Source organism: Pseudomonas sp. NPDC090752 (genome assembly GCF_055584805.1).
Map to the genome: position 1 here is coordinate 69772 of NZ_JBVJLI010000015.1, position 25848 is coordinate 95619.

25 protein-coding genes are annotated in these 25848 nt (G+C 63.2%); 17 read left to right on the top strand and 8 right to left on the bottom strand.

Going from position 1 to position 25848, the window contains the following annotated elements:
• Window positions 1-101 precede the first annotated feature (101 nt).
• Window positions 102-1250, bottom strand: a complete 1149-nt coding sequence (locus tag ACZ6YA_RS19430; RefSeq protein ID WP_465898713.1) for a branched-chain amino acid ABC transporter substrate-binding protein — start codon at window positions 1248-1250, stop codon at window positions 102-104.
• 325 nt (window positions 1251-1575) lie between these two features.
• Between ACZ6YA_RS19430 and ACZ6YA_RS19435 the strand changes: the two genes are divergently transcribed.
• From ACZ6YA_RS19435 to ACZ6YA_RS19450, 4 genes are all read left to right on the top strand, one after another.
• Window positions 1576-2301 carry a FadR/GntR family transcriptional regulator gene (locus ACZ6YA_RS19435; protein WP_465898714.1) on the top strand — a complete coding sequence of 242 codons (726 nt, stop codon included), beginning with the start codon at window positions 1576-1578 and terminating at the stop codon, window positions 2299-2301.
• 79 nt (window positions 2302-2380) lie between these two features.
• Complete coding sequence (locus ACZ6YA_RS19440; RefSeq protein WP_465898715.1) at window positions 2381-3688, top strand: substrate-binding domain-containing protein; 1308 nt, start codon at window positions 2381-2383, stop codon at window positions 3686-3688.
• A gap of 160 nt (window positions 3689-3848) precedes the next feature.
• The gene (locus ACZ6YA_RS19445) at window positions 3849-4886 is read left to right on the top strand and encodes a TerC family protein (RefSeq protein ID WP_465898716.1); all 1038 of its coding nucleotides are present in this window, start codon (window positions 3849-3851) and stop codon (window positions 4884-4886) included.
• Between the two features lie 127 nt (window positions 4887-5013).
• Window positions 5014-6369: an SPFH domain-containing protein gene (locus ACZ6YA_RS19450; protein ID WP_465898717.1), complete on the top strand. Its 1356-nt coding sequence runs from the start codon at window positions 5014-5016 to the stop codon at window positions 6367-6369.
• A 48-nt stretch (window positions 6370-6417) separates the two neighbouring features.
• Here the strand turns inward: ACZ6YA_RS19450 and ACZ6YA_RS19455 are convergent, their stop codons facing one another.
• Entirely contained in the window at window positions 6418-7647 is a 1230-nt protein-coding gene (locus ACZ6YA_RS19455) for an acyl-CoA dehydrogenase (protein ID WP_465898718.1), read from the bottom strand.
• A gap of 139 nt (window positions 7648-7786) precedes the next feature.
• Here ACZ6YA_RS19455 and ACZ6YA_RS19460 point away from each other — a divergent pair, with 139 nt between their 5' ends.
• Together ACZ6YA_RS19460 and ACZ6YA_RS19465 are read left to right on the top strand one after the other, a co-directional pair.
• Window positions 7787-8713: a LysR family transcriptional regulator gene (locus tag ACZ6YA_RS19460; protein WP_465898719.1), complete on the top strand. Its 927-nt coding sequence runs from the start codon at window positions 7787-7789 to the stop codon at window positions 8711-8713.
• 156 nt (window positions 8714-8869) lie between these two features.
• A complete protein-coding gene (locus tag ACZ6YA_RS19465; RefSeq protein ID WP_465898720.1) occupies window positions 8870-10024 on the top strand; it encodes a cysteine desulfurase family protein in 1155 nt (384 codons plus the stop codon).
• A 23-nt stretch (window positions 10025-10047) separates the two neighbouring features.
• Here the strand turns inward: ACZ6YA_RS19465 and nfsB are convergent, their stop codons facing one another.
• Window positions 10048-10701, bottom strand: a complete 654-nt coding sequence (nfsB, locus tag ACZ6YA_RS19470; RefSeq protein WP_465898721.1) for an oxygen-insensitive NAD(P)H nitroreductase — start codon at window positions 10699-10701, stop codon at window positions 10048-10050.
• Window positions 10702-10806: 105 nt separating this feature from the next.
• Between nfsB and ACZ6YA_RS19475 the strand changes: the two genes are divergently transcribed.
• Genes ACZ6YA_RS19475 through ACZ6YA_RS19485 form a run of 3 tightly spaced genes read left to right on the top strand, consistent with a single transcriptional unit; the run spans window position 10807 to window position 13229 of the window.
• Complete coding sequence (locus ACZ6YA_RS19475; protein ID WP_465898722.1) at window positions 10807-11706, top strand: LysR family transcriptional regulator; 900 nt, start codon at window positions 10807-10809, stop codon at window positions 11704-11706.
• A gap of 57 nt (window positions 11707-11763) precedes the next feature.
• Window positions 11764-12594 carry an AraC family ligand binding domain-containing protein gene (locus tag ACZ6YA_RS19480; RefSeq protein WP_465898723.1) on the top strand — a complete coding sequence of 277 codons (831 nt, stop codon included), beginning with the start codon at window positions 11764-11766 and terminating at the stop codon, window positions 12592-12594.
• 50 nt (window positions 12595-12644) lie between these two features.
• The gene (locus ACZ6YA_RS19485) at window positions 12645-13229 is read left to right on the top strand and encodes a LysE family translocator (RefSeq protein ID WP_465898724.1); all 585 of its coding nucleotides are present in this window, start codon (window positions 12645-12647) and stop codon (window positions 13227-13229) included.
• A gap of 54 nt (window positions 13230-13283) precedes the next feature.
• On the opposite strand, the gene ACZ6YA_RS19490 is transcribed toward ACZ6YA_RS19485, so the two are convergent.
• Both ACZ6YA_RS19490 and calA read right to left on the bottom strand, forming a co-directional pair.
• Window positions 13284-14483, bottom strand: a complete 1200-nt coding sequence (locus ACZ6YA_RS19490; protein WP_465898725.1) for a sugar transporter — start codon at window positions 14481-14483, stop codon at window positions 13284-13286.
• Between the two features lie 165 nt (window positions 14484-14648).
• Window positions 14649-15701, bottom strand: a complete 1053-nt coding sequence (gene calA / locus ACZ6YA_RS19495) for a vanillin reductase (protein WP_465898726.1) — start codon at window positions 15699-15701, stop codon at window positions 14649-14651.
• 180 nt (window positions 15702-15881) lie between these two features.
• Between calA and ACZ6YA_RS19500 the strand changes: the two genes are divergently transcribed.
• Entirely contained in the window at window positions 15882-16787 is a 906-nt protein-coding gene (locus ACZ6YA_RS19500) for an AraC family transcriptional regulator (RefSeq protein WP_465898727.1), read from the top strand.
• Window positions 16788-16813: 26 nt separating this feature from the next.
• Here ACZ6YA_RS19500 and ACZ6YA_RS19505 read toward each other — a convergent pair whose 3' ends face one another.
• Window positions 16814-17410 carry a TetR/AcrR family transcriptional regulator gene (locus tag ACZ6YA_RS19505; protein ID WP_465898728.1) on the bottom strand — a complete coding sequence of 199 codons (597 nt, stop codon included), beginning with the start codon at window positions 17408-17410 and terminating at the stop codon, window positions 16814-16816.
• Window positions 17411-17503: 93 nt separating this feature from the next.
• Between ACZ6YA_RS19505 and ACZ6YA_RS19510 the strand changes: the two genes are divergently transcribed.
• The 4 genes from ACZ6YA_RS19510 to ACZ6YA_RS19525 all read left to right on the top strand — a co-directional run bounded on the left by ACZ6YA_RS19510 (window position 17504) and on the right by ACZ6YA_RS19525 (window position 22162).
• Window positions 17504-18115, top strand: coding sequence for an NAD(P)H-dependent oxidoreductase (locus tag ACZ6YA_RS19510; protein ID WP_465898729.1), 612 nt, complete (start codon window positions 17504-17506; stop codon window positions 18113-18115).
• 39 nt (window positions 18116-18154) lie between these two features.
• Window positions 18155-18661, top strand: a complete 507-nt coding sequence (locus ACZ6YA_RS19515; RefSeq protein ID WP_465898730.1) for a sigma-70 family RNA polymerase sigma factor — start codon at window positions 18155-18157, stop codon at window positions 18659-18661.
• Complete coding sequence (locus tag ACZ6YA_RS19520) at window positions 18658-19647, top strand: FecR family protein (RefSeq protein WP_465898731.1); 990 nt, start codon at window positions 18658-18660, stop codon at window positions 19645-19647. Before ACZ6YA_RS19515 ends, ACZ6YA_RS19520 begins: the two co-directional genes overlap by 4 nt.
• 79 nt (window positions 19648-19726) lie before the next feature.
• Window positions 19727-22162, top strand: coding sequence for a TonB-dependent siderophore receptor (locus ACZ6YA_RS19525; protein WP_465898732.1), 2436 nt, complete (start codon window positions 19727-19729; stop codon window positions 22160-22162).
• Window positions 22163-22168: 6 nt separating this feature from the next.
• On the opposite strand, the gene thpR is transcribed toward ACZ6YA_RS19525, so the two are convergent.
• On the bottom strand, window positions 22169-22714 hold the full coding sequence (thpR, locus tag ACZ6YA_RS19530) for an RNA 2',3'-cyclic phosphodiesterase (RefSeq protein ID WP_465898733.1): 546 nt from the start codon (window positions 22712-22714) through the stop codon (window positions 22169-22171).
• Between the two features lie 157 nt (window positions 22715-22871).
• Between thpR and lpxO the strand changes: the two genes are divergently transcribed.
• The 3 genes from lpxO (at window position 22872) to ACZ6YA_RS19545 (ending at window position 24835) form a co-directional block, all read left to right on the top strand.
• The gene (lpxO, locus tag ACZ6YA_RS19535; RefSeq protein WP_465898734.1) at window positions 22872-23771 is read left to right on the top strand and encodes a lipid A hydroxylase LpxO; all 900 of its coding nucleotides are present in this window, start codon (window positions 22872-22874) and stop codon (window positions 23769-23771) included.
• Between the two features lie 71 nt (window positions 23772-23842).
• Complete coding sequence (locus ACZ6YA_RS19540; RefSeq protein WP_465898735.1) at window positions 23843-24187, top strand: carboxymuconolactone decarboxylase family protein; 345 nt, start codon at window positions 23843-23845, stop codon at window positions 24185-24187.
• 78 nt (window positions 24188-24265) lie between these two features.
• Window positions 24266-24835 (top strand): GNAT family N-acetyltransferase, encoded by a 570-nt coding sequence (locus ACZ6YA_RS19545; RefSeq protein ID WP_465898736.1) that lies wholly within the window; start codon window positions 24266-24268, stop codon window positions 24833-24835.
• Between the two features lie 6 nt (window positions 24836-24841).
• Here ACZ6YA_RS19545 and ACZ6YA_RS19550 read toward each other — a convergent pair whose 3' ends face one another.
• Window positions 24842-25744, bottom strand: a complete 903-nt coding sequence (locus ACZ6YA_RS19550) for a LysR family transcriptional regulator (RefSeq protein WP_465898737.1) — start codon at window positions 25742-25744, stop codon at window positions 24842-24844.
• Window positions 25745-25848 lie beyond the last annotated feature (104 nt).

Below are 25848 nucleotides of genomic sequence, written 5' to 3' on the forward strand. Positions count from 1 at the left end.
TCGGCGCGCGACGCCAGAGCGCCACACGCCGACTGGCCTGGCAGGTGGGAAAAGTCTTCTTGTTATGTCGCGGGCTGTGCCCGCTTGTTATGGGGTGCTGCTCAGTCGCGTTCGACCGACAAGGTCTTCCAGCCGCCGTCGGCGAACTGGAACACGGTCGCCGCCGGGCTTTTCAGGTTGCCCTGTTCGTCGAAGGCGATGGTGCCAGTCACGCCGTCGTAGCTTTCGCGCTTGAGTACCGGCAGGTACTGCTTGGGATCGGCGGAGCCGGCCTTGACCATGGCAGTGATCGCCGCCCAGGTGGCGTCGTAGGCGGCCGGCGACGACTGCACCACGCCAACCCCGAACTTGTCCTTGAGCTTCTGCTCGAAGGCCGCGCCCTTGGGCATTTCCAGCAGCGGTGTGCCGTAGTTCCAGGCATAAGTGCCTTCGGCGGCGCTGCCAGCCATCTGCTTGAAGGAGTCGTTGGGCAGGTTGCCGATGTTCATGAAGCGCGCCTTCAGGCCCAGGTTCTTCATCTGCTTGGCCATGGGCGCGGCCTGGTAGTCGAGGGCAGCGAAGAACACTGCATCGGCTTTCTGCGCCTTGGCGGTGGTGAGAATGGCATTGAAGTCGGTGGACTTGTCGTTGGTGTATTCGCGCACCACTACATTGCCGCCTGCAGCCTTGACCGCCTTGGTCACCTCGTCGGCCAGGCCCTGGCCGTAGGCGGTGCGGTCATCGAAGATGGCGATGCGCTTGGCGTCGAGCTTGCCGACCAAGTAGTTGCCGGCGTAGCGGCCCAGGGTCGCGTCGTCGTTGACCACGCGGAACACTGACGCAATACCTTGGCGAGTCAGCGCCGGGTTGGTGGCCGAAGGCGAGATCTGCGGGATACCGGCTGCGGCATAGATTTTCGAGGCAGGGATGCTGGTGCCGGAGTTGTAGTGGCCTATCACCACCGCCACTTTCGAGTCCACCAGGCGCTGCGCCACGGCCGTGCCGGTGCGCGGGTCGGCGACATCGTCCTCGGAAACCAGCTTGAACTGGACGGGTTTGTCACCGATTTTCAGTTGCTGTTGATTGGCCTCCTCTACCGCTATCTGGATACCGTGTTCGACGTCCTGTCCCTGGTGCGCCGAAGGCCCGGTCAATGGACCGGCGAAGCCAATCCTGACCACTTCAGCATCTGCTGCGTTCGCCGTTCCCATGGCCATCAGCAAGGTTACCGCGGTCGCGAGGGCTACAGGCCCTGCGTTGTTCTTATTCATGCTCAGCTCCCAGTTGTATTTGGACGAACCTCGACATCGCTTACCGCTTGCGAATTGGCCGATACGCCATCGCACTTGTAAGATAACAGTCAGCAGGCAACTGTCAATGGCTGTATACTACGGGAGTCGTGAAAACAACGCGGCTCGGCAAACGTGCACTACAGGGCAATAAGCAAGCGCCTGATCAGCAGGTCAGATATTTGATAACCTATGGCTACAACTCACCGCTGGTTGGCTACGGATCCCGCAAAGGGGCTATCGGGCTGCGCTCAACCTGCCGGAGAACACCCGTGATGAGCCAATCAGTTTCAGGAGCAACTTTTCTATGAATGCGTCGTTAGGCACGCGCCGCGCCAACCTGGCGGAAACCGTTATCCAGGAGCTGTCCAGCCGGATCGACAACGGCACCTACGGGCCGGGCGCCAAGCTGCCGTCCGAGCAGGAGCTGTGCAAGGAATTCAACGTCAGTCGCCCGGTGATCCGAGAGGCAGTGGCCTCGCTGCGCCTGGGCGGGCGCCTGATCGCTCGCCAGGGTGTGGGCGTGTTCGTGGTCGAGCAGGACGTCAAGCGCATCGGCTTCGCCCTCGACAGCGCGGTCGATGACGTGCGCGCCGCTGCGCAGATTCTGGAACTGCGCCTGGGGATCGAAACCGAATCGGTGGCTCGCGCCGCCGAACGCCGCAGCCCCGCCAGCATGGCGCAGATCACCGAAGCCTTCGACCGCTTCAACTCGCTGGACGGCGCCACCGAAGAGGAGGAAGCCAAGGCCGACTTCGAATTCCACCTGGCTATCGCCCGCGCCACCAACAACCCGCACTTCACCCAACTGCTCGAAGCGCTGGGGCCGGACATCATCCTCGACCTGAACCTCAAGCATGGCCAGGTCACCGGCAAGAATCGCCAGGCGCATATCAAGAAGATCGGCCGCGAGCATGGCGCTATCCTCTCGGCGATCAGCATGGGCGATGTGTCCAGCGCTCGCACGGCATTGCGCAAGCACTTGGAAGAGAGCCTGTCGCGCTATCAGCGGTTGCTGGACAGCAAAGGCTGAGCGCGCCGCCTTACCGTCACATTTCGGTCACGCTACCGTCGTAATCTGCCGGGCAACCCTGTGCCAAAGGTTGCCCGGCATGCTTCGCCTGATGCTCTTGCTGCTTCCCCTGCTTCCCCTGACGGCCCTGGCCGAGCCGGTGCACCTGCGCGTGCAAGGCTCCAACACCATCGGCGCCGCCCTGCTGCCGGCCCTGGTGCAGGGCCAGCTGTGGGCACAGCAGGCAACGGCCATCGAGCAGCTGCCAGGGTCGGTTGCGAATGAAACCGTGATCAACGCCCGCGATGCTCAAGGCCAGGTGCTGAGCATCGACATTGCGGCGCACGGGTCGAGCACCGGTTTTGCCGCGTTGGGCCGTGGCGAGGCCGACCTGGCCGCCGCCTCCCGCCCCATCAGCGATGCCGAAGTGCGCCAGCTCAAGGCGCTGGGTGACCTTCGCGCAGCCAGTTCCGAACAGGTCATCGGCCTGGATGGCGTGGCGGTGATCGTCCATCCCGACAACCCTTTGCCGCAGCTGACTATCGCGCAACTGGCGCAAATTTTCTCTGGACAGATCGAGCGTTGGGAACAACTGGGTGTGGCGGGTGGCGCGATCCACCTGTATGCCCGCGACGATCGCTCCGGCACCTTCGAAACGTTCAAGGCGCTGGTGCTCGAACCGCACCATGGCGAACTGGCCGACCGCGCCCTGCGCTACGAATCCAGCGATACGCTGGCCGAAACAGTCAGCGCCGATCGCCAGGCCATTGGCTTCAGCAGCCTGGCCGCCGTGCACGGAGCTAAGGTACTGGCGATTGCAGAAGGCGATGCACCGGCCATGCTCCCGGACCGCTCGCTGGTGGCCAGCGAAGACTACCCGCTGTCACGCCGGCTGTACTTCTATCTGCCCGCCAATGCCAAACCCCAGGCCAAGGGCCTTGCTGAATTCGCCCAGAGCCCGGCCGGCCAGGCCATCGTCGCCGAGCAGGGGTTCGTTTCGCAGCAGGTCAAGTCCCTATCCGTAGCGGCGCAGGCCGACATGCCGCCGCGCTACCGCAATCTGGCACAGCAAGCGCAGCGCCTGAGCGTCAACTTCCGCTTCCAGGAAGGCAGCGCGAGCCTGGACAACAAAGCCCTGCGCGATGTGCAGCGGGTTGCCGACTATTTGCGCCAGGCCAACAAGCTGCAAAGCAAGGCGGTGTTGGTGGGCTTTGGCGACCCCAAGGAAACACCAGGCCGTGCTGCACTGCTTTCGCGCTTGCGGGCCCAGGCGGTTCGCCGTGAGCTGGCCCGTGACGGGGTCGAGGTGCTGGAAGTGACGGGCATGGGCGATGAATTGCCCGTGGCGGGGAATGATCTGGAACAAGGGCGGTTGCGTAACCGGCGGGTCGAAGTGTGGGTTTATTGATCCGCGCGCCCTGGCAAAGAAATGTAACAGCTCACCATTCGGCATCACCCGCAAACGGGTCTAGGCTCAAAATCATGTGATACCGGGCCCCTCTGACGGCTACCGCGCCGCCATGTCGGATCACTGTTGCCATGCAACGTCGACAATCAAGGAGGGGCTCATGACGGCTCTACACGCATTCCTCACCCATCCATTCCTCGGCACCAGCACCTGGTTGTGGCTGGTATTCCTGGCGATCGTCATCGGCCTGCTGGTCCTCGACCTGGGCGTGCTGCATCGTCAGGACCGTGAAATCGAAATGCGCGAAAGCCTGCTGCTGTATTCAGGCTATTTCAGCGTGGGCGTGCTGTTCGGCGCGTGGGTCTGGTACGAACTGGGCGCCCAGTCGGCGCTGGAGTTCTACACCGGGTTCCTGGTCGAGCAATCGTTGTCGATGGACAACGTGTTCGTCATGGCGATGATCTTCGGCTTCTTCGCCATCCCCCGCCGCTACCAGCACCGCGTGCTGTTCTGGGGCATCCTCGGCGTGGTGTTCCTGCGCGCGATCATGATCGGCGTGGGCGCGACACTGGTGCAGAATTTCGAATGGGTGTTGTATATCTTCGGCGCGTTCCTGCTGTTCACCGGGGTGAAGATGGCCCTGTCGAAGGAAGATAGCCACGTGGACCTGGCCAACAACCCGGTGCTGAAGTTCGTCAGGCGACACATGCGCGTGACCGACCAGATTCATGGCTCGCACTTCTTCGTTCGACTGACCCCGCCGGACGAGAGCAAAGCCTTGCGTTACGCTACGCCGCTGTTCCTGGCCCTGGTGCTGATCGAGCTGGCTGACCTGGTGTTTGCGGTCGACAGCGTGCCGGCAATCTTTGCCATTACCCAGGATCCGTTCATCGTCTATACGTCGAACATCTTTGCCATTCTGGGGCTGCGCTCGCTGTACTTTGCCTTGTCGGCGTTGATGCACCGATTTGTCTATCTCAAGTACGCGTTGGCGCTGGTGTTGATCTTCATTGGCTGCAAAATCTTCTACCACGGCATGGTGGGCAAGGTGCCGGCGTTGCTCTCACTGGGGGTCACCTTCGGGTTGTTGCTGGGCGGGGTGCTGGTTTCGCTTATCAAGACGCGGGGAAAAAACCCGACGGAAGAAAAGGCGCATGTGGATCAAGGTCCAAATAGCAAACAGGTGAGCGGCAAGTAGGGGCAAGAGCCGGAAGTATATTTCATCACACCAAAATTCTTTATTCCTACATCGCAAGTCGATTCTGCAGACTTTCCGTAGACTACGAGCTCAGCCAGCATGGGTATTCCCCGGATAAGGAATTCCCATGCAAAAGCTTCCATTACCCGACTTCACCCAATTCCGCATCAACCGTAAAGTAGTAGCCGCAGTGGCTATTCCCGCTCTCGTGATAGGCGGTTTCGCAGCATTGTTCAATCAGGTCATGTTCTACAACGAAGCGGGCCAGATGACCCACGTGCGCACGATTTTCGGCGAAGAGAAAGTGGTTGAGGACGTGGGCTATGCCACCCAGTGGTTCGGCCGCAGCACCGTATGGCGCCGTACCATCGGTGTGCAGTCTTCCCTGCAGATGGACGGCGGGGACGAAGCCCGTAGAGGCCACCCGTCGATAACACTGGAAAATTTGCCGATCGTGTTCCTCGGTAATGTCGACGCCAAAGCCGAATTCAGTACTCAGTTTCGCCTGCCGTCGGGTGACGATTTTCTGAAGATCGCTCAGGAATACCGCACGCCGGACAACTTCCTGCAACGTGCGCTACTGCCGGCAGTCAAGGAAACCCTGCAGGCCACTGCTTCGTTGATGAGCGCCGATGACTACTACGCGGGTAACCGCAGCCATTTCGGCGCCGAATTCGAGAATCAGCTGCGCAATGGCTTGTATCTGACCAGCCGCAAAGAAATTCGCGTACAGCGCGATAATTTCCCAGCGCAGACCGCCATCCTTCAGGCCGGCACGGAACAGGGCAGCTTCGGCGATAACTCTGCCACCCGTTTCATCATCGAGAAGAAGCTCGACAAGAACGGCCAGGAGTTGCGCAAGCAGCAACAATTCCGGCTGTTCGGCGTTGAAGTCGTCGATGCTCGAGTAACGCATATCGACCCCAATCCGCAATATCAGCAACGGATGGTTCGAGTGCAACAGGCGTTGGCGGAGCTGGCGGTGGCGCGACAAAACCGGCTCAAGGAAGAAGAGGAAAAGCAGCTTGTCTCAGCTCGCGGCGCCAAGGATGTCGAAGCCAAGCGCCAGGAAAGCCTGCGCCAGCAGATCGAACGCACCACTGCCGCCGAGACAGAAAAGCAACTGACGCTGATCAATGCAGAGCGGGAAAAGCGGCGGGCCGAGATCGATAAGCAAACTGCCGAGCTGCTGCGTGACAAAGCCCGGGTCAATGCCGAGGCGACCCGTATAACTGCTGATGCCGAAGCCCATGCTCGTGAAGTATCGATCAAGGCCGACGGCGCCCTGCAGAGCAAGCTCGATGCATTGGTGAAGATCAATCGCTCCTGGGCCGAGGCGGCGGCACGAGCCCCGGTTCCCAGTGTAATGATGGGCGGCAGCGCAGAAACCGGCATCGGCCGTCAGGACGAAATGAGCAAGCTCATGAGCGTTCTGGCGACCAAGGCGGCCAAGGACCTGGTTCTGGATCTCAAGGCGCAGTGAATGGTTGATGGCCTTCTCGCCGCGACACCGGCGAGAAGGCCATCAGCTTCATCTGGAACTGCGCAACATCTCCACCGGCACATACTTGCCGATTTCATACTTGCCAATCGCCGCACGGTGCACCTCATCCGGCCCATCGGCCAACCGCAGGGTGCGCTGCATGGCATACATATAAGCCAGCGGGAAATCCCCGCTCACCCCTGCCCCGCCATGCATCTGGATGGCCCGGTCGATCACCTTCAAAGCCACATTGGGCGCGACGACCTTGATCTGTGCAATTTCGCTGCGCGCGATCTTGTTGCCCACCGTGTCCATCATGTACGCCGCCTTCAGGGTCAGCAGCCGGGCCATGTCGATTTCCATGCGCGAGTCGGCGATCTTGTCGACGTTGCCGCCCAGGCGCGCCAACGGCTTACCAAAGGCCGTGCGCTCCACAGAGCGTTTGCACATCAGCTCCAGCGCCCGCTCGGCCATGCCCACCGAACGCATGCAGTGGTGGATGCGGCCTGGCCCGAGTCGCCCCTGAGCGATCTCAAAGCCGCGCCCTTCGCCGAGGATCACGTTGTCGTAAGGTACACGCACATGCTCGAACAGCACCTCGGCATGACCATGCGGGGCGTCGTCGTAACCGAACACCGGCAACGGCCGGACGATCTTCACCCCCGGCGCATCGGTGGGCACCAGCACCATCGAGTGCTGCTGGTGGCGCGGACCTTCCGGGTCTGAGAGCCCCATGAAGATCATTACCTTGCAACGCGGGTCGCAGGCGCCGGAGGTCCACCACTTGCGGCCGTTGATCACCCACTCGTCACCATCACGCACCGCGGTGGCGGCCATGTTGGTGGCGTCCGAGGAGGCTACGTCCGGTTCGGTCATGGCGAATGCCGAGCGAATCTCGCCCCGCAGCAGCGGCTCCAGCCACTGGCGCTTCTGCGCCTCGCTGCCATAGCGCACCAGCACCTCCATGTTGCCGGTGTCCGGCGCCGAGCAGTTGAACGGCTCCGGCCCCAGCAGCGAACGGCCCATGATCTCTGCCAGCGGCGCGTATTCCAGGTTGGTCAAGCCGGCGCCGTACTCCGATTCGGGCAAGAACAGGTTCCACAGGCCCTCGGCGCGGGCCTTGGCCTTGAGCTCCTCCATGATCGCGGTGGGTTGCCAGCGGTCGCCCTCGGCAACCTGGCGCTCGAACACCGGTTCGGCGGGATAGACATGGGCATCCATGAACGCAGTGACGCGCTCGCGCAGTGCCTGGACCTTGGGCGAATAGGCGAAATCCATCGGGGCTACCTTCACGGTTCGAAGTACATGGGCAGAGCCTAGAGCAGCGCACCTAAATCTACCTAGTCTATTTTCTACGTGTATAAACATTCATAACCGATATATGATCGGGCAATAATTCCAACAAAGAGCGGCGCGCATGAACCTCAGCAAGGTCGACCTCAACCTGTTCATCGTCTTCGATGCGATCTACACCGAAGCCAACCTGACCCGCGCCGGGCAGATCGTCGGCATTACTCAGCCGGCGGTGTCCAACGCGCTGTCGCGTTTGCGAGAAACCTTCAACGACCCCCTGTTCGTGCGTACCGCCCAGGGCATGGTGCCCACGCCCATGGCACAGAACATCATCGGCCCGGTGCGCAACGCCCTGGCGCTGCTGCGCACCTCGGTGCAGGAAAGCCGCATCTTCAACCCGCAACAGGCTAACAAGACCTTCCGCATCAGCATGACCGACCTTACCGAGGCGGTTATCCTGCCGCCGTTGTTCCAACGCCTGCGCCGGCTGGCACCGGCCGTGTTGATCGAGAGCTTTTTGTGCAAGCGCCGCGAGACCACTAAGGAGCTGGCTGCCGGCCGCCTGGACTTTGCCGTCGACGCACCGCTGAACACCGACCCTCAGGTGCGTCACGTCAAGCTGATGCAGGACCGCTACGTTTGCGCACTGCGCCAGGGCCACCCGCTGGCCGAGGCCAAACTGACCCTCGACAGCTACCTTGGCATGACTCATATCCATATCTCCAGCCGCCGCAACGGCTTGGGCTACGTCGACCTGGCACTGGGCAAGATGGGCGTGCAACGCAAGGTCGCGCTGCGTTCGCAGCATTACCTGATGGCCTCGCAAGTGCTGCAGCAGACGGACATGGCGATGACCGTGCCGGAACGTTTCGCCCGCCGCCATCAGCTGCGCTACCACCCGTTGCCAGTAGACGTGCCGGCGCTGGAAACGCACCTCTATTGGCATGAAAGCACCGACCAGGACCCTGCCAACCGCTGGATGCGCGAACAGATCATCGAGTTGTGCGAGCGGGTGATAGCTGAGGAAGAACGTGCACTTGAGCCGGCCTAGGACAGAATTTGTTTTCTCCATTGCATCTTTATTGGAGAAAATTTATTGGGTTAGCCGGGTGAATTTGAGTAAATGGGAGAAAATCTTCTTCGACCGCGCAGGTACGCTTGCTGCATCGATCGTCGACTCCACGATGACATCTCAGGATCTGCCAGCATGCCCAGCGCCCCGCTCTATTTCGACTACGCCGCTACTACACCGGTCGATGACCGAGTCATCGAAACCATGCTCACCTGCCTTGGGCGCCAGGTTAACTTCGGCAACCCAGCATCATCGGGCCACGCCTACGGCCAGAGCGCCCGCGAGGCCGTCGAACAGGCCCGACAGCAAGTGGCTGAACGTGTCGGCGCCAACGCCGATGAACTGGTGTGGACCTCGGGCGCTACCGAATCCAACAATCTCGCACTGAAAGGCATCGCCCAGGGCCTCGGCCAGCCGGGCCACCTGATCACCAGCCAGTTGGAGCATAAAGCCGTGCTCGACACCGTCAACGAGCTGGAGCGCCTGGGCTGGGAGGTTACACGCCTGGCACCGGACGCCGCCGGCCTGATCCAGCCCTACGATGTGCAGGCCGCATTGCGCGCCGATACCCGGCTGGTCTCACTAATGGCGGTCAACAACGAGTTGGGCACCATCACCGATTTCGCCGCCATCGGCGAGCGGGTGCGCGCCCATGGCGCACTGCTGCACGTGGATGCGGCCCAGGCGGTGGGCAAGCTGGCCATCGATTTGCGGGCCATGGCGGTCGACCTGGTGTCGTTCTCGGCGCACAAGGTGTACGGGCCCAAAGGCATCGGCGCGCTGTACGTCGGCCCGCGTGCACGCGACCTGATGCGTGCGCAGATTCACGGTGGCGGGCATGAACGCGGGCTGCGTTCCGGAACGTTGCCGACCCATCAGATCGTCGGCATGGGCAGCGCCTTCGCCCTCGCCGGCCAGCCCGGTGACAGCGAACATCAGCGCATCGAGCAGCTCGCAGGGCAATTGCGCGAAGGGCTGCTGGCGTTGCCCGGAGTGCGCCTCAATGGCTGCGCCACCCAGCGCATCCCGCACACCCTGAACCTGTGCATCGAAGCCCCGGGCTTCAACAGCGCCGCGTTGGCCAACGAGCTAGCGTTATCGACCACCTCGGCGTGCAACTCGGCGAGCAATGCGGCGTCGCATGTGTTGTTGGCCTTGGGGCTGGATGAGCAACAGGCGCGCAAGAGCGTGCGGGTGAGTATTGGGCGGTTTACCAGTGAAGCCGAGGTGGACAAGGCGATCGAGGTATTTCGCCGGGTGGTGGCGGCAGCGTCGATCGCGTTGTGGTGAAGCCGTCTCAGGCAGCAGCTTGCTTAAAGGAAGGTAAACACCTTTGAAGCCGGCAAGCGTGACTTGTTCAGCCCGGCATTGAAATCCGCCTCGCTGCGATAACCCAGGCACAGTACCACCACACTGCTGTAACCCTGCTCCCGCAGACCCAGCTCGGCGTCCATGATCTTGCTGTCAAAACCCTCGATCGGCGTCGCGTCCAGGCCATGAGCCGCGGCGCCGAGCAGCGCGGTGCCCAGGGCCAGGTAGGTCTGCTTCTCCATCCAGTGCTGCAGGTCTTTCTGGTCGAAGCGGTGCAGGTTCACATAGTGGCGACGGCTCTGGTTCTGCCCGGCGCGGGCCTGATCATCGCGGAAACGTCCATCTGCCGCTTCCTGGTCGAGCACGGCGTCCAGGTGCGCTTCGCTCATTTCGGTACGGGTGCAGAACACAATCACATGGGAGGCATCAAGGATCTTCGGCGTGTTGTAGGCGTAGCCCTCAGCCGTGCTCTTGGCCAGGCGCGCCTTGCCTTCGGCGCTGTCGGCAACAACGAAATGCCACGGCTGCGAATTGACCGAGGACGGGCTGTGGCGCAACTGCTCAAGCAAGGCATCGACGGTGTGCTGGGGGATCTTGCGAGCGGCATCGTAGGCTTTGGTGGTGTAACGGCGCTTGGCCAGCGAAACGGTATCCATGCTGCAACTCCAATAAGGCTGAACGGGGTGTGAGGTGCATAGTATCTTTCCTGCAAACAAGAAAAACCGGCAAAATACAGCAACACTTTCATTGTTGGAGTGAAAATGCTGCGCATCACTGACTTGGAACTGTTCGTACGCAGCAGCGCGTTGGGTAGTTTCACTGCCGCCGCCCACGAGGCCGACCTGCTGCCCGGCCAAGTGGCTGCCGCGATCAAGCGCCTGGAGCGCGAGCTCGACGTACGCCTATTCGCCCGCACGACCCGCAGTTTGCGCCTGACCGCCGAAGGCGAGCTGTACCTGCCCACCGCCCAGCACGTATTGGCAACCTTGCGTCAGGGGCATGATCAGCTGCACGGCAGCCACAGCACCTTGCGCGGGGTGCTGCAGGTGTCGGCACCCTCGGACATCGGCCGCAACCTGCTGCTGCCCTGGCTGAGCGCATTTCGTCGTGAGCATCCCGCGCTGAGCCTGCGCTTTTTCCTCTCCGACCAGATGGCCGACTTCAGCCGCGACCCGGTGGACATTGCCATCCGTTATGGCCTCAACCAGGACGCCAACTACATCGCCTTGCCTCTGGCGCCTTGGAATCGGCGGGTGCTGGTGGCCGCTCCCAGCTACCTGGCCCGGCACGGCCGCCCGCGCACACCCGAAGAACTACGGCACCACGATTGCCTGCTGTATCTGCAGCACAACCGCGTGTACGACAAGTGGCAGCTTGGCAACCGCACCGTGCAGGTGCGAGGGCCGCTGGTCAGCGACGATGCCGACGTGGTGCGACGCTGGGCACTGGAAGGCGAAGGCATCGTCTACAAATCGTGGCTGGACGTCAGCGCCAACATCGCTGCCGGCGAGCTCGAAGTGCTGCTGCCCGAGCACCAGGGCGAGGCCACCCCGGTGACCCTGGTATGCCCGCATCGCAAACAGCTGTCGCCTGCCGTGACGCAGCTTCACCAGTGCCTGCGCGAGCACTTCTCGGCGTTGCAGCCTGCACAAATGTTCTAAACCGGCGGGTGCGTCTGGGGTAAGGTGAACTGCTCTACCCGTCTGTAGCCCCCCGCCATGCCCAACTGGATTGACCTCAAGCAAGACGCCTACACCGGCATCGAGTCGGTCCGCGCGCATTTCGTCGGCCACGCCTACGACCCGCATTGGCACGACAGCTATCTGGTCGGCTACACCGAACAGGGCGTGCAGCAATTCGATTGCCGCCGGGTGCGTCACCGCAGCACGCCTGGGCATGTTTTCCTGCTCGAACCCGGTGACATTCACAACGGCCACGCACCAACCGAGGAAGGCTTCACCTATTCCACGCTGTACCTTGAGCCAACGTGGCTGGAAGCCGAATTGCGTGCGCTGTTCGAGCAGGCACCCAGCGACAGCCTGCCGAGCATTGCCGACCCGCTGTGCCATGACCCGCGCCTGGTCGGTGCCACTGCGCGGGCTTTCCAGGCCGTACATGGCGCAGAACTGCGCATCGTCCGGCAAACCGCAACCGACGATCTGCTCAGTGGATTGACCGGCCACCTGCACTGGCGCAAGCGCCTCAACCCCGACCCGCGCCTGCCACTGACCGCGCAGCGGGCGCGGGATTACCTGCACGCCCACCTGGACCAGGACATCGGCCTCGACGACCTGGCGCACGCCTGTGGTGTCGACCGCTTCCGCCTGACGCGGGCGTTCAAGACCGCGTTCGGCCTGGCGCCGCATGCCTATCTGATCCAGCTGCGCCTGGCCCGGGCACGTCGCCTGCTTGCCCGGGGCCAGACACCGACCGAAGTGGCCATGGCCTTGGGCTTTGCCGACCAGAGCCACCTGGGCCGCTGGTTCCGCCGTGCCTACCAGCTCACGCCGGCGGACTATCGGCGCCGCTGCACAAACCTTCCAGACTGATACGCGGCAATGCCCGAGCATGGTGCTCTGTTCAATCGGAGCCGTTCAGCATGTCACACGCGTTGTTGCCCTTCATCCTCTTCGCCCTGGTCGCCAGCATCAGCCCGGGGCCGACCAACCTGTTGATCCTTGGCCATGGCGCACGCAACGGCATGCGCGCCTGCCTGGCGCCGATCCTGGCGGGCTGTGGCGCAGCGGCGGCGGTCGTGCTGCTGGTCGGGTTGGGGCTGGGCGAGTTGCTGTTGCGTCACCCACTGGCCCAGCAACTGATGAGCTGGATCGGGGTGCTGTGGTTGAGCTGGCTGGCGTGGCGCATTCTGCGCAGCGCAGGGCAGCCGTTGGACGTCAGCGCAGCCAAGCCATTTGGCGCACTCAGCGCAGCGTCGTTGCAGGTGGTGAACCCGAAGGTGTGGATGATGGCGGTGGCGGTGATTGGCGTGTTTGCGGCACCCAAGCTGCCGGTGTGGCAGCTGGCGCTGGTGTTTCTGCTGATCGCCCTGCCCTGCATGACGGCCTGGGCATTGCTTGGGGTGGGCAGTGCGCGCTGGCTGCAGGCGCCGGGACGGTTGCTGTGGTTCAACCGGGGCTTGGCGGGGTTGTTACTGGTGTCGGCCTGGGCGGCGCTGCTAGGTTGATGTGGGTTTGAGCGGCCCTATCGCCGGCAAACCGGCGATAGGGGGTAGGGTCAATCAATGACCAAGGGCTTCACGAAACCGGCGTGTACTGGCCAGCGCCAGCAGCAAACCAACCACTGCCACGCTGCCGCCGACCATCCCGATATCGGCCACACCCATCTGGCTGCTGACGATACTGCCCAGCAGCGCTCCGCCACCGATGCCGATGTTGTAGATCCCCGAGAACAGCGCCATGGCCACATCCGTCGCATCGGACGCCAGTTTCAGGGTCTTGGACTGCAGCGCCAGGCTGAAGCTGAGGATCGCGATGCCCCAGAACATGCTCAGCGCGGCGAACAGGTAGAAGTTGCCAGACAGCGGCAACAGCAACAGCAAGCAAGCCGCAAGCAGGCCGATCGAGCCGACCAGGAAGCCCTGCGGGAAACGGTCGCTGTACCGGCTGAACAACACCGAACCAAATACCCCGGCACCGCCGAACAACAACAGGAACAACGTGGTGCGCTCGCCCCCGATCTGCGCCACATGCAGGGCGAACGGCTCGATGTAGCTGTAGGCAGTGAACTGCGCCGTGATCACCAGCGTCACCAGTACATAGGTGATCACCAGGGCCGGACGCTTGAACAGGATCGGCAGGCTGCGCAACGAGCCTGAGTTCTGGCTGGGCAGCAGCGGCAGCGACTTCATCAAGCACAGCATGGTGGCGAGCGCCACCCCGGCAATGCTGAGGAAGGTCACGCGCCAACCCAGCGCCTCGCCCACCACCCGGCCCAGCGGGATGCCCAGGACCATAGCCAGGGTGGTACCGGTCGCCAGCAAACCCAGCGCCTTGGCCTGCTGGCCAGGCGGCGCCACGCGTACCGCCAGCGAAGCGGTGATGGCCCAAAACACGGCGTGCGACAGGGCAATACCGATACGGCTCACCAACAGCATGGCAAAGCTCTGCGACAGCCACGACAACAGGTGGCTGACAATGAACACCAGAAACACGAACAGCAGCAGGCGCCGCCGCTCGATGTTGCGCGTCAGCAGCATCATCGGCAGCGAGGCCAGCGCCACCACCCAGGCATAGATGGTCAGCATCAGGCCGACCTGCGCGGTGGTCATGTCGAAGCTGCTGCCGATGTCGCTGAGCAGCGCCACCGGCACGAACTCGGTGGTGTTGAAGATGAAGGCCGCCAGGGCCAAAGCGATCACGCTCAGCCAGCTGCCGCCGCCCGTAGCCGGCGGCAGGTCGGTGGGGATGGGTCCGTTCATGGGTGGAAGTCTGTTCTCCGCAGGCAAGGCGAAAGGACGCGCGTCAGGGGCCAAGTAGCGGCCGCGCTGAGGCACGGGTTTGTTATTGGAGGGAATGCCGGCATGGTACGCGTCCACATCCCGCCTCACAACCCACAATGCCTGGGGCGTCGGTACAGCCAGCGATCAACCTTGCAGCGTGGCCATGTCGATCACGAAGCGGTACTTCACATCCCCGGCGATCATGCGTTCGTAAGCCTGGTTGATGTTACGGATATCGAGCATCTCGATGTCGCAGCGGATGTCATGCTCGGCGCAGAAATCCAGCACTTCCTGCGTTTCGGCGATGCCACCGATCAACGAGCCGGCCAGCACCCGGCGCTTCATCACCAGGTTGGCGGCATGCACGGCCGGGTCGATTGGCTCGATGAGGCCCACCAGAATGTGCACGCCATCGAATTTCAATGTTTCCAGGTACGGATTGAGGTCGTGCTGCACCGGGATGGTGTCGAGCAGGAAGTCGAAGTGCCCGGCGGCCGCGCGCATCTGCTCGGCATCGGTGGACACGATCACGTGGTCAGCGCCCTGGCGGCGGGCCTCCTCGGCCTTGGCCTGGGAGCGGGTGAACAAGGTCACCTCGGCGCCCAGCGCCTTGGCCAGCTTGATGCCCATGTGGCCCAGGCCGCCCATGCCGAGGATGCCGATCTTGTGGCCGGGGCCCACGCCATGGTGCTTGAGCGGCGAGTAGGTGGTGATGCCGGCGCAGAGGATGGGTGATGCGCTGGGCAGGTCCATGCCGGCCGGGATGCGCACCACGAAGTGATCGCTGACCACGATGCTGCTGGAGTAACCGCCCATGGTGTTGCTGCCGTCGACCCGGTCAGGGGTGGCGTAGGTCATGGTTGGACCTTCCAGGCAGTACTGCTCCAGGTCCTTGGCGCAGGCTTCACAGTGACGGCAGGAGTCGACCATGCAGCCGACACCGACCAGGTCGCCGACCTTGTGCGCCGAAACCTTGTCGCCCACCGCGGTGACACGGCCGATGATCTCGTGGCCAGGCATCAGAGGGTACACGGCAATGCCCCACTCGTTGCGGGCCTGGTGGATATCGGAGTGGCATACGCCACAGTAGAGGATCTCGATGGCGACATCGTCCGGGCGCGGGCTGCGGCGCTCGAAGGTCATGGGGGCCAGCGGGCTGGTCGGAGTTTGGGCGGCGTAACCGATAGCGGTGTACATGCAGGACCTCTTGAAGACGTGAAACGATTCAGGCGACGCATTCTGCGCGCCCCTGGCTGCCGTGCCCACGGCAGATCCTCCGGCATACATGCCTGATTCTCCGGACCTGCGTTACTCCATCTAGCGCTGGCCTGCCAATCTGCGATGATGCAACTGTCTGATTCTCTACCCTGGTTCATCATGCAACTGACCCGCCACGTCGACGCCAACGCCCCGCTGTGCACGCTGATCCGCAGCCTGGCCACCCGCCCGGGCTTCGTCCCCACGCACCTGCGCCAGGTGCAGGTATTGAGCTGGGATCACTATGTGGCCAGCAGCCCGCAGATCTACGAACCAAGCCTGATGATCCTGGCCCAGGGCAGCAAACTTGCGCGCCTGGGGCCTCGGACCCTGGAGTACGGTGCCGGGCATTACCTGGTGCAGGCACTCTCGGTGCCGTTCATGTGCGAAACCTTCGCCACGCCCGACGAACCGCTACTGGGTGTCGCAGTGGATATCGACCGGGGCGTGCTCGGTGAACTGGTGCAGAGCATGGCGCTGGCACCCGACGCGGGGGTGCAGGCGCAAACGCCGCAGTCAATGACCTCGGCGGCGCTCGATGGGCCGATGCGCGACGCTGTCGAAAGGCTGCTGCGTTGCCTGCAAGACCCGGTCGACGCCAAGGTGCTGGGCCCTGCGCGGGTTCGCGAGGTCCTGTATACCGCGCTGCGCGGCCCGCAAGCCGGCGTTTTGCGGGCGCTGGTCGAACAGCAGGGGCATTTCGCCCGCATCGGCGCCGCCCTCGCCTACCTGCGCGAGCACTACAGCGAGCCGCTGAGCGTGGAGGCATTGGCCGCGTGTGCGAACATGAGCGTGTCGACCTTCCATGAGCACTTCAAACGCTGTACCGACATGGCGCCAATGCAATACCTCAAGCGCCTGCGGTTGCTCAAGGCGCAGCAGATGCTGATTGGCGAAGGGCTGGGCGTGGCGCAGGCGGCGCACCGGGTGGGCTATCAAAGCACTTCGCAGTTCAGCCGCGAGTACAAGCGCCAGTTTGCCCGTAGCCCGGGGGATGAGTTGCCGTACAAGAGTTTACCTGTCTGATTGTTGGGGCTAGTGCGCAACCCCACTCACTGTCGCCCGACCATGGCAACGATGGCGGCCTGTAACTCATCCTTGGCCTCCCCCGCCTCCAGCTCCCCCGCCGCAGCCGCCTGCGACAACGCGTCAGCCGCCCCCACCAACAGGCGCATCCCCGCTGCGCCAACATCACCGCTCGGCGCGAATGCGCCCAAAGCCGCCCGGCATTTGTCGAGAAACGGCTGCTCATAATCACGCTTGATCGCCTCCAACTCCGGCGAACCGGCCAACGCAGCCGATACCCCTGGCATCTCCCGCCCCTGAGTCATCACACAGTCCACGTAGGCCTCGGCAATCACCCTGGCACGGCTGGACAACGTCGCTTCGCACCGCCCGAGGGCCTGCTCGAGCATGAGCGACTGGCGCGCGTCGTAATCCTGATAAAGCGCCGCCAACAGTCCAGTGCGAGTTTCAAAGTGGTCGTAAACCACCGGTTTGGTCACACCGGCCTGCTCGGCGAGACGCCCCAGGCTCAGGGCTTCGGTGCCTTCTTCACGCACCAACTGCCAAGCCATGTCGAGCAACTGACGGCGGCGTTGTTCACGGGAAAGTCGCTTGCGGGGTTGACCTTGGGCATCGCTTGACATCACTTACCTACCAAAAGTAACTTACTAATCGTAACTTACCTTGAGTATATAGCGCTCAAGGCATCAACGCATCCTTGCCTTAGGAGAATCGCCATGCACGCCTTGATCGTCGTCGGTCACCATGACCCCCTTTCCCTCACCCACGCCCTCGCCGGGCAAATTGCCGAAGGCCTGGCCAGTGCCGGTCACGCCAGTGAAATCGCCGACCTGGCCAGCGAGGGCTTCGACCCGCGCTTCAGCATTGCCGACCATGCCGTGCACCGCCGCCTCGCTGCGCCACCGGCCGATGTGCTGCGTGAGCAGGCGCGCATCGAGCGCGCCGATGCGCTGGTGCTGGTCTACCCGATCTACTGGTGGTCGCTGCCGGCGTTGCTCAAAGGTTGGGTCGAGCGTGTGTTCAGCAATGGCTGGGCCTTCGAGTACGAAGGTGGCAAGACGGTCAAGAAACTGCGCGGCATGAAGGTGCACCTGGTCGGGGTTGCTGGCGCCGATGCCGGCACCTTCGCGCGCCACGGCTATGGCGAGGCGATGCGTGTGCAGATCGAGCACGGCATCTTCGACTACTGCGGCGCCGAAGTGCTCAGCTCGACCCTGCTGGAAGACAGCGAAGGCCCAGCCTCAGCGCTGCTGCTGCCCACAGCCTGGCAGCTGGGCGAGCACTTGTTCAGCGCCGCCCCATTGCGAGGCATCCAGCGACCCGGCTAATATTGAGAACGATTCACACTCACAACTGGATGCCAGGCGTTGGACAGCTCTTCGACCCGCAAGCTGGGCTTTTTCTTCAGCGACCATCACCGCTGGCTGCTTCAGCACATCCACAAGCGCCTGCGCAACCGCGCCGACGCCGAGGACACGGCCGCCGAAGCCTTCTGCCAGATGCTCGGCGCCCAGGTCGACCCCGATAGTATTCAACAGCCACGCGCTTACCTGTCGACCATCGCGCGCCGGTTGATCTTCGATCGTCACCGCCGCCGGCAACTGGAGCAGGCCTACCTCGAGCGCCTGGCGCAGTTGCCAGAGCCCGTAGCCCCTTCGGCCGAAGAGCAACTGCTGCTGATCGAGGCCCTGGTAACCATCGACCAGGTGCTCGACGGCCTGCCCGCCGTCGTCAAGGCCGCGTTCCTGTACAGCCAGCTCGACGGCATGAGCTATGTCGATATCGCCAGCAAGCTGCAGATCTGCGAGCGCACCGTCAGCCGCTACATGAAACAGGCCCTGCGCCAGTGCTACCTGTGCGAGGTGCAACCATGAGCAGCCGGCCGCTGGACGCGATCAGTGAACAGGCCATCGACTGGATGGTGGCGCTCAATGCCCGCACGCCCGACGACGCCCTGCTGCAGCGCCTGAGCCAATGGCTGCAGCAGGACCCTGCCCACCAGCAGGCCTGGGAACGCCTGCAGCGCCGCCTGGGCCGTCCCATCGCCACCTTGCGTGCGCTGGAGCAGCGCGCCCCTGGCCAAGCCGCCGAAGCGCGCCAGGTATTGCTGCAACCCACTCACTCGCGTCGCGAAGTACTGGCTGCGCTGGCCAGCGTCGGCCTGTTCGGGGGTGCCCTGTGGGGCGGCTGGCGCAGTGACACAGCGCAAAATTGGTTGGCCGACCTGCACACGGGCAGCGGCGAACGCCGCAGTTTCACCCTGGCCGATGGCAGCCGCCTGAGCCTGAACAGAGCCAGTGCCGTCGACCTGTACTTCGACGCCACGCAGCGCCTGCTGGTGCTGCGCCGTGGCGAGCTGCTGATTCAGGTCGCGGCCGACCCGCGGCGCCCCTTGCGCGTGCGCACGGCGCAGGGGCAGGTCCAGGCCCTGGGCACGCGTTTTCTGGTCTGCCAGGAGGACGCCGTCACGCGCGTGGTGGTGCAGGAGCACAGCGTACGCGCCAGCCTGCCCGATGGCCGTTGGCTCGACCTGCACCAGGGCCAGGCAGCGTTGCTGCGCAGCAACGCAATCGAGCCACTGACCGACGATCAGCAGCCGCGTACCGCTTGGTTGAATGGGCGCCTGGAGGTGCTCGACGAGCCTTTGCACAGGGTGATCGATGCGCTGCGCCCCTACCATCGCGGCTATGTGCGGGTAGCCCCCGCCATTCGCAACCTGCGGGTGCAAGGGGTATTCCCGCTCGATCACCCGCGAGAGGCGCTGGAAGCACTGGCCGAAACCTTGCCGATCAGCATCGAACAGTACAGCCCATGGCTGACCTTGATCGGCCCGAAACAGGTTCAGCAAAATAAATCATGAAAATCATTCGCAAGCGTGTCCGGTTTTCATTTCTCATCACACCTATCTCCTGACAAGCCAATACAATCGGGAGAATTCCGTGCACAACCTCTGGCCCCGCGCCCTGCCCCTGTTCGCCGCCCTCACCAGCTTCACTGCTCTGGCCCAGGCGCAAACCCTGGCGTTCAACCTGCCGCCAGCGAGCCTGGCCGCCACCCTGAACCGCATTGCCAGCCAGAGCGGGACCATCATCGCCCTGGAACCGGCACTGGTACGCGGCAAGCAAGCGCCGGCCGTAGTCGGACAGATGAGCGCCGAGCAAGCCATGCAAGCGGCCCTGGCCGGCAGCGGCCTGCAGTTGCGGGTGACCAGCAGCGGGCATTTCAGCGTGGCCCCGGCCAGCCAAGGCGGTGATGCACTGGAGCTGGGGAGCACCAGCATCACCGACCAGTACCTCGACGCCACCAGCGAAGGCAGCGGCTCGTACGCCGCCCGTGCAGTCACCTTGGGCAAAGGTACGCACACCCTCAAGGAGATCCCCCAGTCGGTGACGGTGATCACCCGCAAGCAGCTCGATGACCAGGGCATCACCGACCTGCAGGATGCGCTCAACCACACCACTGGCATCGTTGGCGCGCAGGGCATCGGCCCGGGCATGGTGGTGACCTCGCGTGGTTTCCAGATCGACGACTGGCAGTACGACGGGGTGCCGATCCAGCGCAACAACTACTCGCTGGGCAACTGGGCCACCCAGGACCTGGTGTTCTTCGACCGCGTGGAAGTGCTGCGCGGCGCCTCCGGCCTGCTGCAAGGCACCGGCAGCCCTGGTGGCGCGATCAACCTGGTGCGCAAGCGCGGCCAGGCCACGCCGACGGTCACAGTTACAGGCAAAGCCGGCTCCTGGGATCACTACGGCCTGCAACTGGACGCCGGTGGCCCGCTGACCGCCGACGGGCGCGTGCGTGGCCGCCTGGTGGCCGACGAAGACCAGAGCGACAGCTTCATCGATTACCAGTGGAGCAAGACCCACTCGCTGTATGGCGCGCTGGACATCGACCTGAACGATGCCACCACGGTCGGTGCCGGCATCAGTTACAACCGCCAGGAGTCGCGGCCGATGCTGCGTGGCCTGCCCCGCTACGCCGACGGCAAGCCGATCGACCTGCCGCGCTCGACTTACACCGGTGCCCGCTGGAGCCGCGCCGAAACCGACGTGACCACCTATTACCTGGACCTGGAACACCGTTTCAACGACGATTGGGCGTTCAAGGCCGCCGCCGTGCGCATGGACGAAACCAACACCTCCACCCACCAGCGAGTGCAAACCACCGGCCAAGGCGTCGAGCCAGACGGCAGCGGCATTACCTACGCCGACTGGATCACCGACTTTCACAACACCAAGCTGGGCTTGGACATGAACGTGGTAGGCCACTTCGACACCGGTTCCGTGGCCCATGAAATCACCGTCGGCGGCAACTACGCCAAGCTGAAGTCCGACGATGCCTACTGGCGCAACTTCGACGCGTCCGATGACAATATCTTCGACATCGACCACAACCGCCCGGAGCCCAGCCGGGACAGCATCTTCGACGGCGAGCTGGCACGGTCCAACCGGGCCAGCTATGACGTCCGCCAGAAAGGCCTGTATGGCGTGTGGCGGGTCAAACCGATCGAAGACCTGACCCTGATCGTCGGCTCGCGCGTCAGCTGGTTCGACTACAGCTGGGACTCGATCGACTTCAACAGCCTGACCGACCCGGGCACCCGCTACCCCACCAGCCGCATGACCGAGTCGGGCGAAGTCACCCCCTACGCCGGTTTCGTCTACGACCTGACCCGCGAGTGGGCCTGGTACGTCAGCTACACCGACGTCTTCGTGCCGCAGACCGAGCGCGCCGTCGGCAACGCGCCGCTCAAGCCGATCGTCGGCAGCAACTACGAGACAGGCCTCAAAGGCGAGCTGCTGGACGGCCGAGTCAACGCCTCGCTGGCGCTGTTCCGTTACGACCAGGAAAACCGTGCGGTCACCGATGTGGCGTCGGGCTTCGCCTGCGACGACTGGTACTGCTCCACCGCATCGGGCAAGGTGCGCAGCCAGGGCATCGAGGCCGAGATCAGCGGCGAAGTGCTGAGCGGCCTGCAGCTGTTCGCCGGCTACACCTACAACACCACCAAGTTCCTCGACGACCCGGATAACGAAGGCCGCGTGTTCAGCCAGTGGACGCCCAAGCACATGTTGCGCGCCTGGGCCGACTACACCTTGCCAGTGGACGGCCAGCGCTGGAGCACCGGCCTTGGCTTCACTACCCAGAGCCATACCCTGGGCTACGAGCGCACCTACACCGTGCCCGGCTATACCGTGTGGAGCGCGCGCCTGGCCTATCAGCTGACACCTGAGGTCAGCCTGGCGGTCAACGGCAACAACCTGTTCGACAAGAAGTACTGGGTGGCCGGCTTCAACCAGCTCAACGGCAGCAACAACTACGGCGAGCCGCGCAACTTCATGTTCACGGTCAAGTACACCCCGCAGTTCTGAGCCGGGTCAGCCCGTCAGTGGCCATTGCGCCAGTGGCCAGTACTGGCCCTTGCGCGACTCGTAGAGCGTGAAGTGCCGGGCTGTCATGTAGAAGTCCGGCGCCACGCTCGCCTCCGGCACTTGGCCGCGAAAGTCCCGTGACAGGGTCAGGTGCGGCCGGTACTCACGGGCCTGCTCGGCAAATCCCATGGGTAGCAGCGCCTGCTGCAACCCATAGACCAGCTGGCGTAGCGCCGCCGGCGTCTCCTGCGGTTCCAGCACCAGCGCGCTGGCGCGCGGCCAGACCTTCAGTTGGTCGAGCAGCAGGCGCAACGGCGCCGCAGGGTGGGCCAAGTTGTCCACCGCGGCGCAGATTGCCGGCACCTGCGCAGTCTCCACATCACCGAGAAACAGCAAGGTCAGGTGGAAGTTCTCGCTGGGCACCGGCTTGCCGCTGCGCAACTCAAGGCCCCGCCGCCATTGGGAAATGGCGCGGCGTTGGGCATCGGCCACAGGCAACGCGAAAAACAGCCGCTTGAAGGGGGCGCCACTCGGGCGAATATCCTGAGCCATGGGTATTCCTCAGCCTAAAACGTTTGCGCGGTCGGTAGGCCATTACACCTAAGTCGCCCGGCTTTCACGTAACAATATGTACAAACTACGCCGACGATTGTTTATGCTGGCGGGCTTATGCCATGGCGCATGGCCATTTTTCGACAAGTAATCGTCCATGAAAATAGCACTCGTACTGATCTTCGCCCTCTCGATCGCCTATGTTCACCTGCGCGGTCGAGTACGTCACAAGCTGACCCGTCAACTGGGGGATCACTCCAGCTTCCTGGCTCCGGTCAATAGCTTCCTTTACCTGTTCTCCCGGCACCCGGCCAAGCCCTACCTGCCGGTCGAAGCCTTCCCCGAGCTGCAGCCGCTGAAGGACCACTGGCAGGAGATTCGCGCGGAAGCCCAGCAGTTGCTGCATGTGGGCGAAATCAAGAAGTCCGATAACTATGACGACGTCGGTTTCAACTCGTTCTTCAAGACGGGTTGGAAGCGCTTTTACCTGAAGTGGTACGGCGAAAGCCACCCGTCGGCGATGAACCTGTGCCCGCGCACCACCGAACTGCTGCAAGGCATTGGCTCAGTGAAGGCGGCCATGTTCGCCACGCTGCCGCCAGGCGCCAAGCTGGTGCGTCACCGCGATCCGTATGCCGGTTCCTACCGCTACCACCTGGGTCTGGACACGCCGAACGACGATGGCTGCTACATCGATGTGGATGGCGAGAAGTATTCGTGGCGTGACGGCGAAGCCGTGGTGTTCGACGAAACCTACATCCACTACGCCGCCAACACCACCGAGCACAACCGCATCATCCTCTTCTGCGACATCGAACGCCCGCTGAAATACCGCTGGGCCACCGCGTTCAACCGCTGGTTCAGCCGCAAGGTGATGGCCGCGGCGGCCGCGCCGAACAATGCCAACGACAAGACCGGCGGCATCAACCGTCTGTTCACCCGCATCTACAAGATTCGGGAACGTGGCAAGGCGCTGAAGAAGCGCAACCGCATGCGTTACTACCTGGAGAAGTGGCTGGTGGTAGCAGCGCTGGTGCTGGTGTTCATCTATATCTGAGTGGCAAGGCGTGCCGCGCAGATTCGACTAGCCTGAAAGCTCCAGACGCACAACCTATCAAGGTGAAGACGATGAGCATGATGGACTGGGACGCCTACCGTAAGCAGCTGATGGCCGGCATCGGTGATCTCAAGCAGCTGTCCCCCGACACCGTGGCCGGTTACATGACCGCCAGCGGTGCCGGTGCCAAGACCAACCACCTGGACGCCAAGACCCGCGAACTGATTTCCCTGGCCGTGGCCGTCACCACCCGCTGCGACGGCTGCATCGCCGTGCATTCGCAGCAGGCGGTCAAGCAAGGCGCCACCCGCGAAGAAATCGCTGAAGCCCTGGGCGTGGCCGTGGCGATGAATGCCGGTGCCGCGCTGGTCTACTCGGCCCGCGCCATGGACGCGGTCGGCAAGGCCAACGACTGAGCCCAAGCGGCGTCTTTGCCCTTGCGCGACGGCGCCGCGCCACCCAGACTTGGCGGCCTAGCCCTAGCAGGTACCGCCATGATCCACATCCGCCCCATGACGCCCGACGACTTCGAGCTTTTCTGGCCGACCTTCCAGGCCGTTGTCCAAGCTCGCGAAACCTACGCCTACGATCCCGCCCTGAGCTTCGAGCAAGCGCGCCAGCTGTGGCTGGAGCTGCCGCTGCGCACGCTGGTGGCCGAGGACGATGGCGCATTGTTGGGCGCCTACTACCTCAAGGCGAACGCTGCCGGCCCCGGCGCCCATGTGGGCAATTGCGGCTATATGGTGGCTGAAGCAGCCCGTGGCCGTGGTGTGGCCCGGCTGATGTGCGAGCACTCGCAGAAACTGGCACGCCAGGAAGGTTTTCTGGCGCTGCAGTTCAATTCGGTGGTGGCCAGCAATGAAGTGGCCGTGGCGCTGTGGCACAAACTGGGCTTCGAGACCGTTGGCCGCTTGCCCAAGGCTTACCGCCACGCGCGTCTGGGGCTGGTGGACTGCCTGGTGATGTACAAGTGGCTGGCGGACGAGCCGGTGGTGGAAAAACCAGCGCTGCTGATCGGCCGCAAGAATATCGAGGCGCGGGTGTCGCGGCGGCGCGGACGTTAACCGCTCTCACTCCCGCTCGAAAAAGCTGCTGCCCTTGTCTTTGAGCAAGGCCACCAGTGTTCCGGCGGCAGGCGACAGGTAGCCGTCGGTGCGCACCGACACTGCGACGGTCCTGCGCATGGTGGTTTCTTTCAGCGGCACCTCGCGCAGCCAAGACATTCCCAACCCATGCTCCAGGGTTTCCCGCGCGGCAAAACTGAGCAACTGGGTGCGCGCAATCAAGCGAGGCAGCAGTGAAATCGCGTTGGTCTCGATCTGCACCTGCGGCGCCGGCAACTGGTGGGCGATGAATACATTGTCCAGCCAGCGCCGCGCGGTCACGGTCGGCCCTGCCAGTACCCAGCGGTACTGGCAGAGATCGTGCAACGCGACAGGCGCGGCGAACACCGGGTGCTCGGCACTGGCCACCACGATCGCTTCGTCTTCGAGAATTGGGTAGGTGGTGAATTCCGGGTCGATGGCGATCTGTGGCGAAATGATCACATCCAACCGCCCTGCCCGCAGTGACTCCTTGAGCACATCGTCCTGGGCGATGGACAACTTCAGGGTCACCTCCGGCGCCCGCTCCAGCAGCGACGCTGTGAGGTGTGGCAGCAGGTGATCGGCCATGCTCGCCGCGCAGCCCAGGCGGATATTGCCCACCAGCCCGCTGGCAAAGTCGCGCACTTCGCGCTCGGTTTCAGCGATGTTCAGTTGCAGCTGCTTGCCCCGCACCAGCAGCAACTTGCCAACGTCGGTGAGCTTGATGCGCCGGCCGTCACGCTGGAACAGCCGGGTACCCAACGATTCTTCAAGGCGTTGAATGCTCTTGGTCAGCGCTGGCTGGCTGCGGTTGAGTTTCTCAGCAGCACGGCCCAGGTGGCCGAGTTCGGCGATGGTTTCAAAATAGGTCAGGTCGCGCAGGTCCATGATTCATGAATTTCAGTTATGGATTCATCAAAAGTAGAAAATAGACTTGATCGATTGCGCCGTCGATAATTTTTGCGCTGGCGCTGCCAGCCCGCGATATCGCT

Coding starts and splice junctions, on each gene's coding strand:
- thpR (WP_465898733.1), bottom strand. CDS start 22,714: ATGGCTCAGGATATTCGCCCGAGTGGCGCCCCCTTCAAGCGGCTGTTT.
- lpxO (WP_465898734.1), top strand. CDS start 22,872: ATGAAAATAGCACTCGTACTGATCTTCGCCCTCTCGATCGCCTATGTT.
- ACZ6YA_RS19500 (WP_465898727.1), top strand. CDS start 15,882: ATGCAACTGACCCGCCACGTCGACGCCAACGCCCCGCTGTGCACGCTG.
- ACZ6YA_RS19440 (WP_465898715.1), top strand. CDS start 2,381: ATGCTTCGCCTGATGCTCTTGCTGCTTCCCCTGCTTCCCCTGACGGCC.
- ACZ6YA_RS19545 (WP_465898736.1), top strand. CDS start 24,266: ATGATCCACATCCGCCCCATGACGCCCGACGACTTCGAGCTTTTCTGG.
- ACZ6YA_RS19450 (WP_465898717.1), top strand. CDS start 5,014: ATGCAAAAGCTTCCATTACCCGACTTCACCCAATTCCGCATCAACCGT.
- ACZ6YA_RS19430 (WP_465898713.1), bottom strand. CDS start 1,250: ATGAATAAGAACAACGCAGGGCCTGTAGCCCTCGCGACCGCGGTAACC.
- ACZ6YA_RS19475 (WP_465898722.1), top strand. CDS start 10,807: ATGCTGCGCATCACTGACTTGGAACTGTTCGTACGCAGCAGCGCGTTG.
- ACZ6YA_RS19480 (WP_465898723.1), top strand. CDS start 11,764: ATGCCCAACTGGATTGACCTCAAGCAAGACGCCTACACCGGCATCGAG.
- ACZ6YA_RS19505 (WP_465898728.1), bottom strand. CDS start 17,410: ATGTCAAGCGATGCCCAAGGTCAACCCCGCAAGCGACTTTCCCGTGAA.
- ACZ6YA_RS19435 (WP_465898714.1), top strand. CDS start 1,576: ATGAATGCGTCGTTAGGCACGCGCCGCGCCAACCTGGCGGAAACCGTT.
- ACZ6YA_RS19455 (WP_465898718.1), bottom strand. CDS start 7,647: ATGGATTTCGCCTATTCGCCCAAGGTCCAGGCACTGCGCGAGCGCGTC.
- ACZ6YA_RS19540 (WP_465898735.1), top strand. CDS start 23,843: ATGAGCATGATGGACTGGGACGCCTACCGTAAGCAGCTGATGGCCGGC.
- ACZ6YA_RS19460 (WP_465898719.1), top strand. CDS start 7,787: ATGAACCTCAGCAAGGTCGACCTCAACCTGTTCATCGTCTTCGATGCG.
- ACZ6YA_RS19510 (WP_465898729.1), top strand. CDS start 17,504: ATGCACGCCTTGATCGTCGTCGGTCACCATGACCCCCTTTCCCTCACC.
- nfsB (WP_465898721.1), bottom strand. CDS start 10,701: ATGGATACCGTTTCGCTGGCCAAGCGCCGTTACACCACCAAAGCCTAC.
- ACZ6YA_RS19445 (WP_465898716.1), top strand. CDS start 3,849: ATGACGGCTCTACACGCATTCCTCACCCATCCATTCCTCGGCACCAGC.
- calA (WP_465898726.1), bottom strand. CDS start 15,701: ATGTACACCGCTATCGGTTACGCCGCCCAAACTCCGACCAGCCCGCTG.
- ACZ6YA_RS19485 (WP_465898724.1), top strand. CDS start 12,645: ATGTCACACGCGTTGTTGCCCTTCATCCTCTTCGCCCTGGTCGCCAGC.
- ACZ6YA_RS19550 (WP_465898737.1), bottom strand. CDS start 25,744: ATGGACCTGCGCGACCTGACCTATTTTGAAACCATCGCCGAACTCGGC.
- ACZ6YA_RS19520 (WP_465898731.1), top strand. CDS start 18,658: ATGAGCAGCCGGCCGCTGGACGCGATCAGTGAACAGGCCATCGACTGG.
- ACZ6YA_RS19490 (WP_465898725.1), bottom strand. CDS start 14,483: ATGAACGGACCCATCCCCACCGACCTGCCGCCGGCTACGGGCGGCGGC.
- ACZ6YA_RS19465 (WP_465898720.1), top strand. CDS start 8,870: ATGCCCAGCGCCCCGCTCTATTTCGACTACGCCGCTACTACACCGGTC.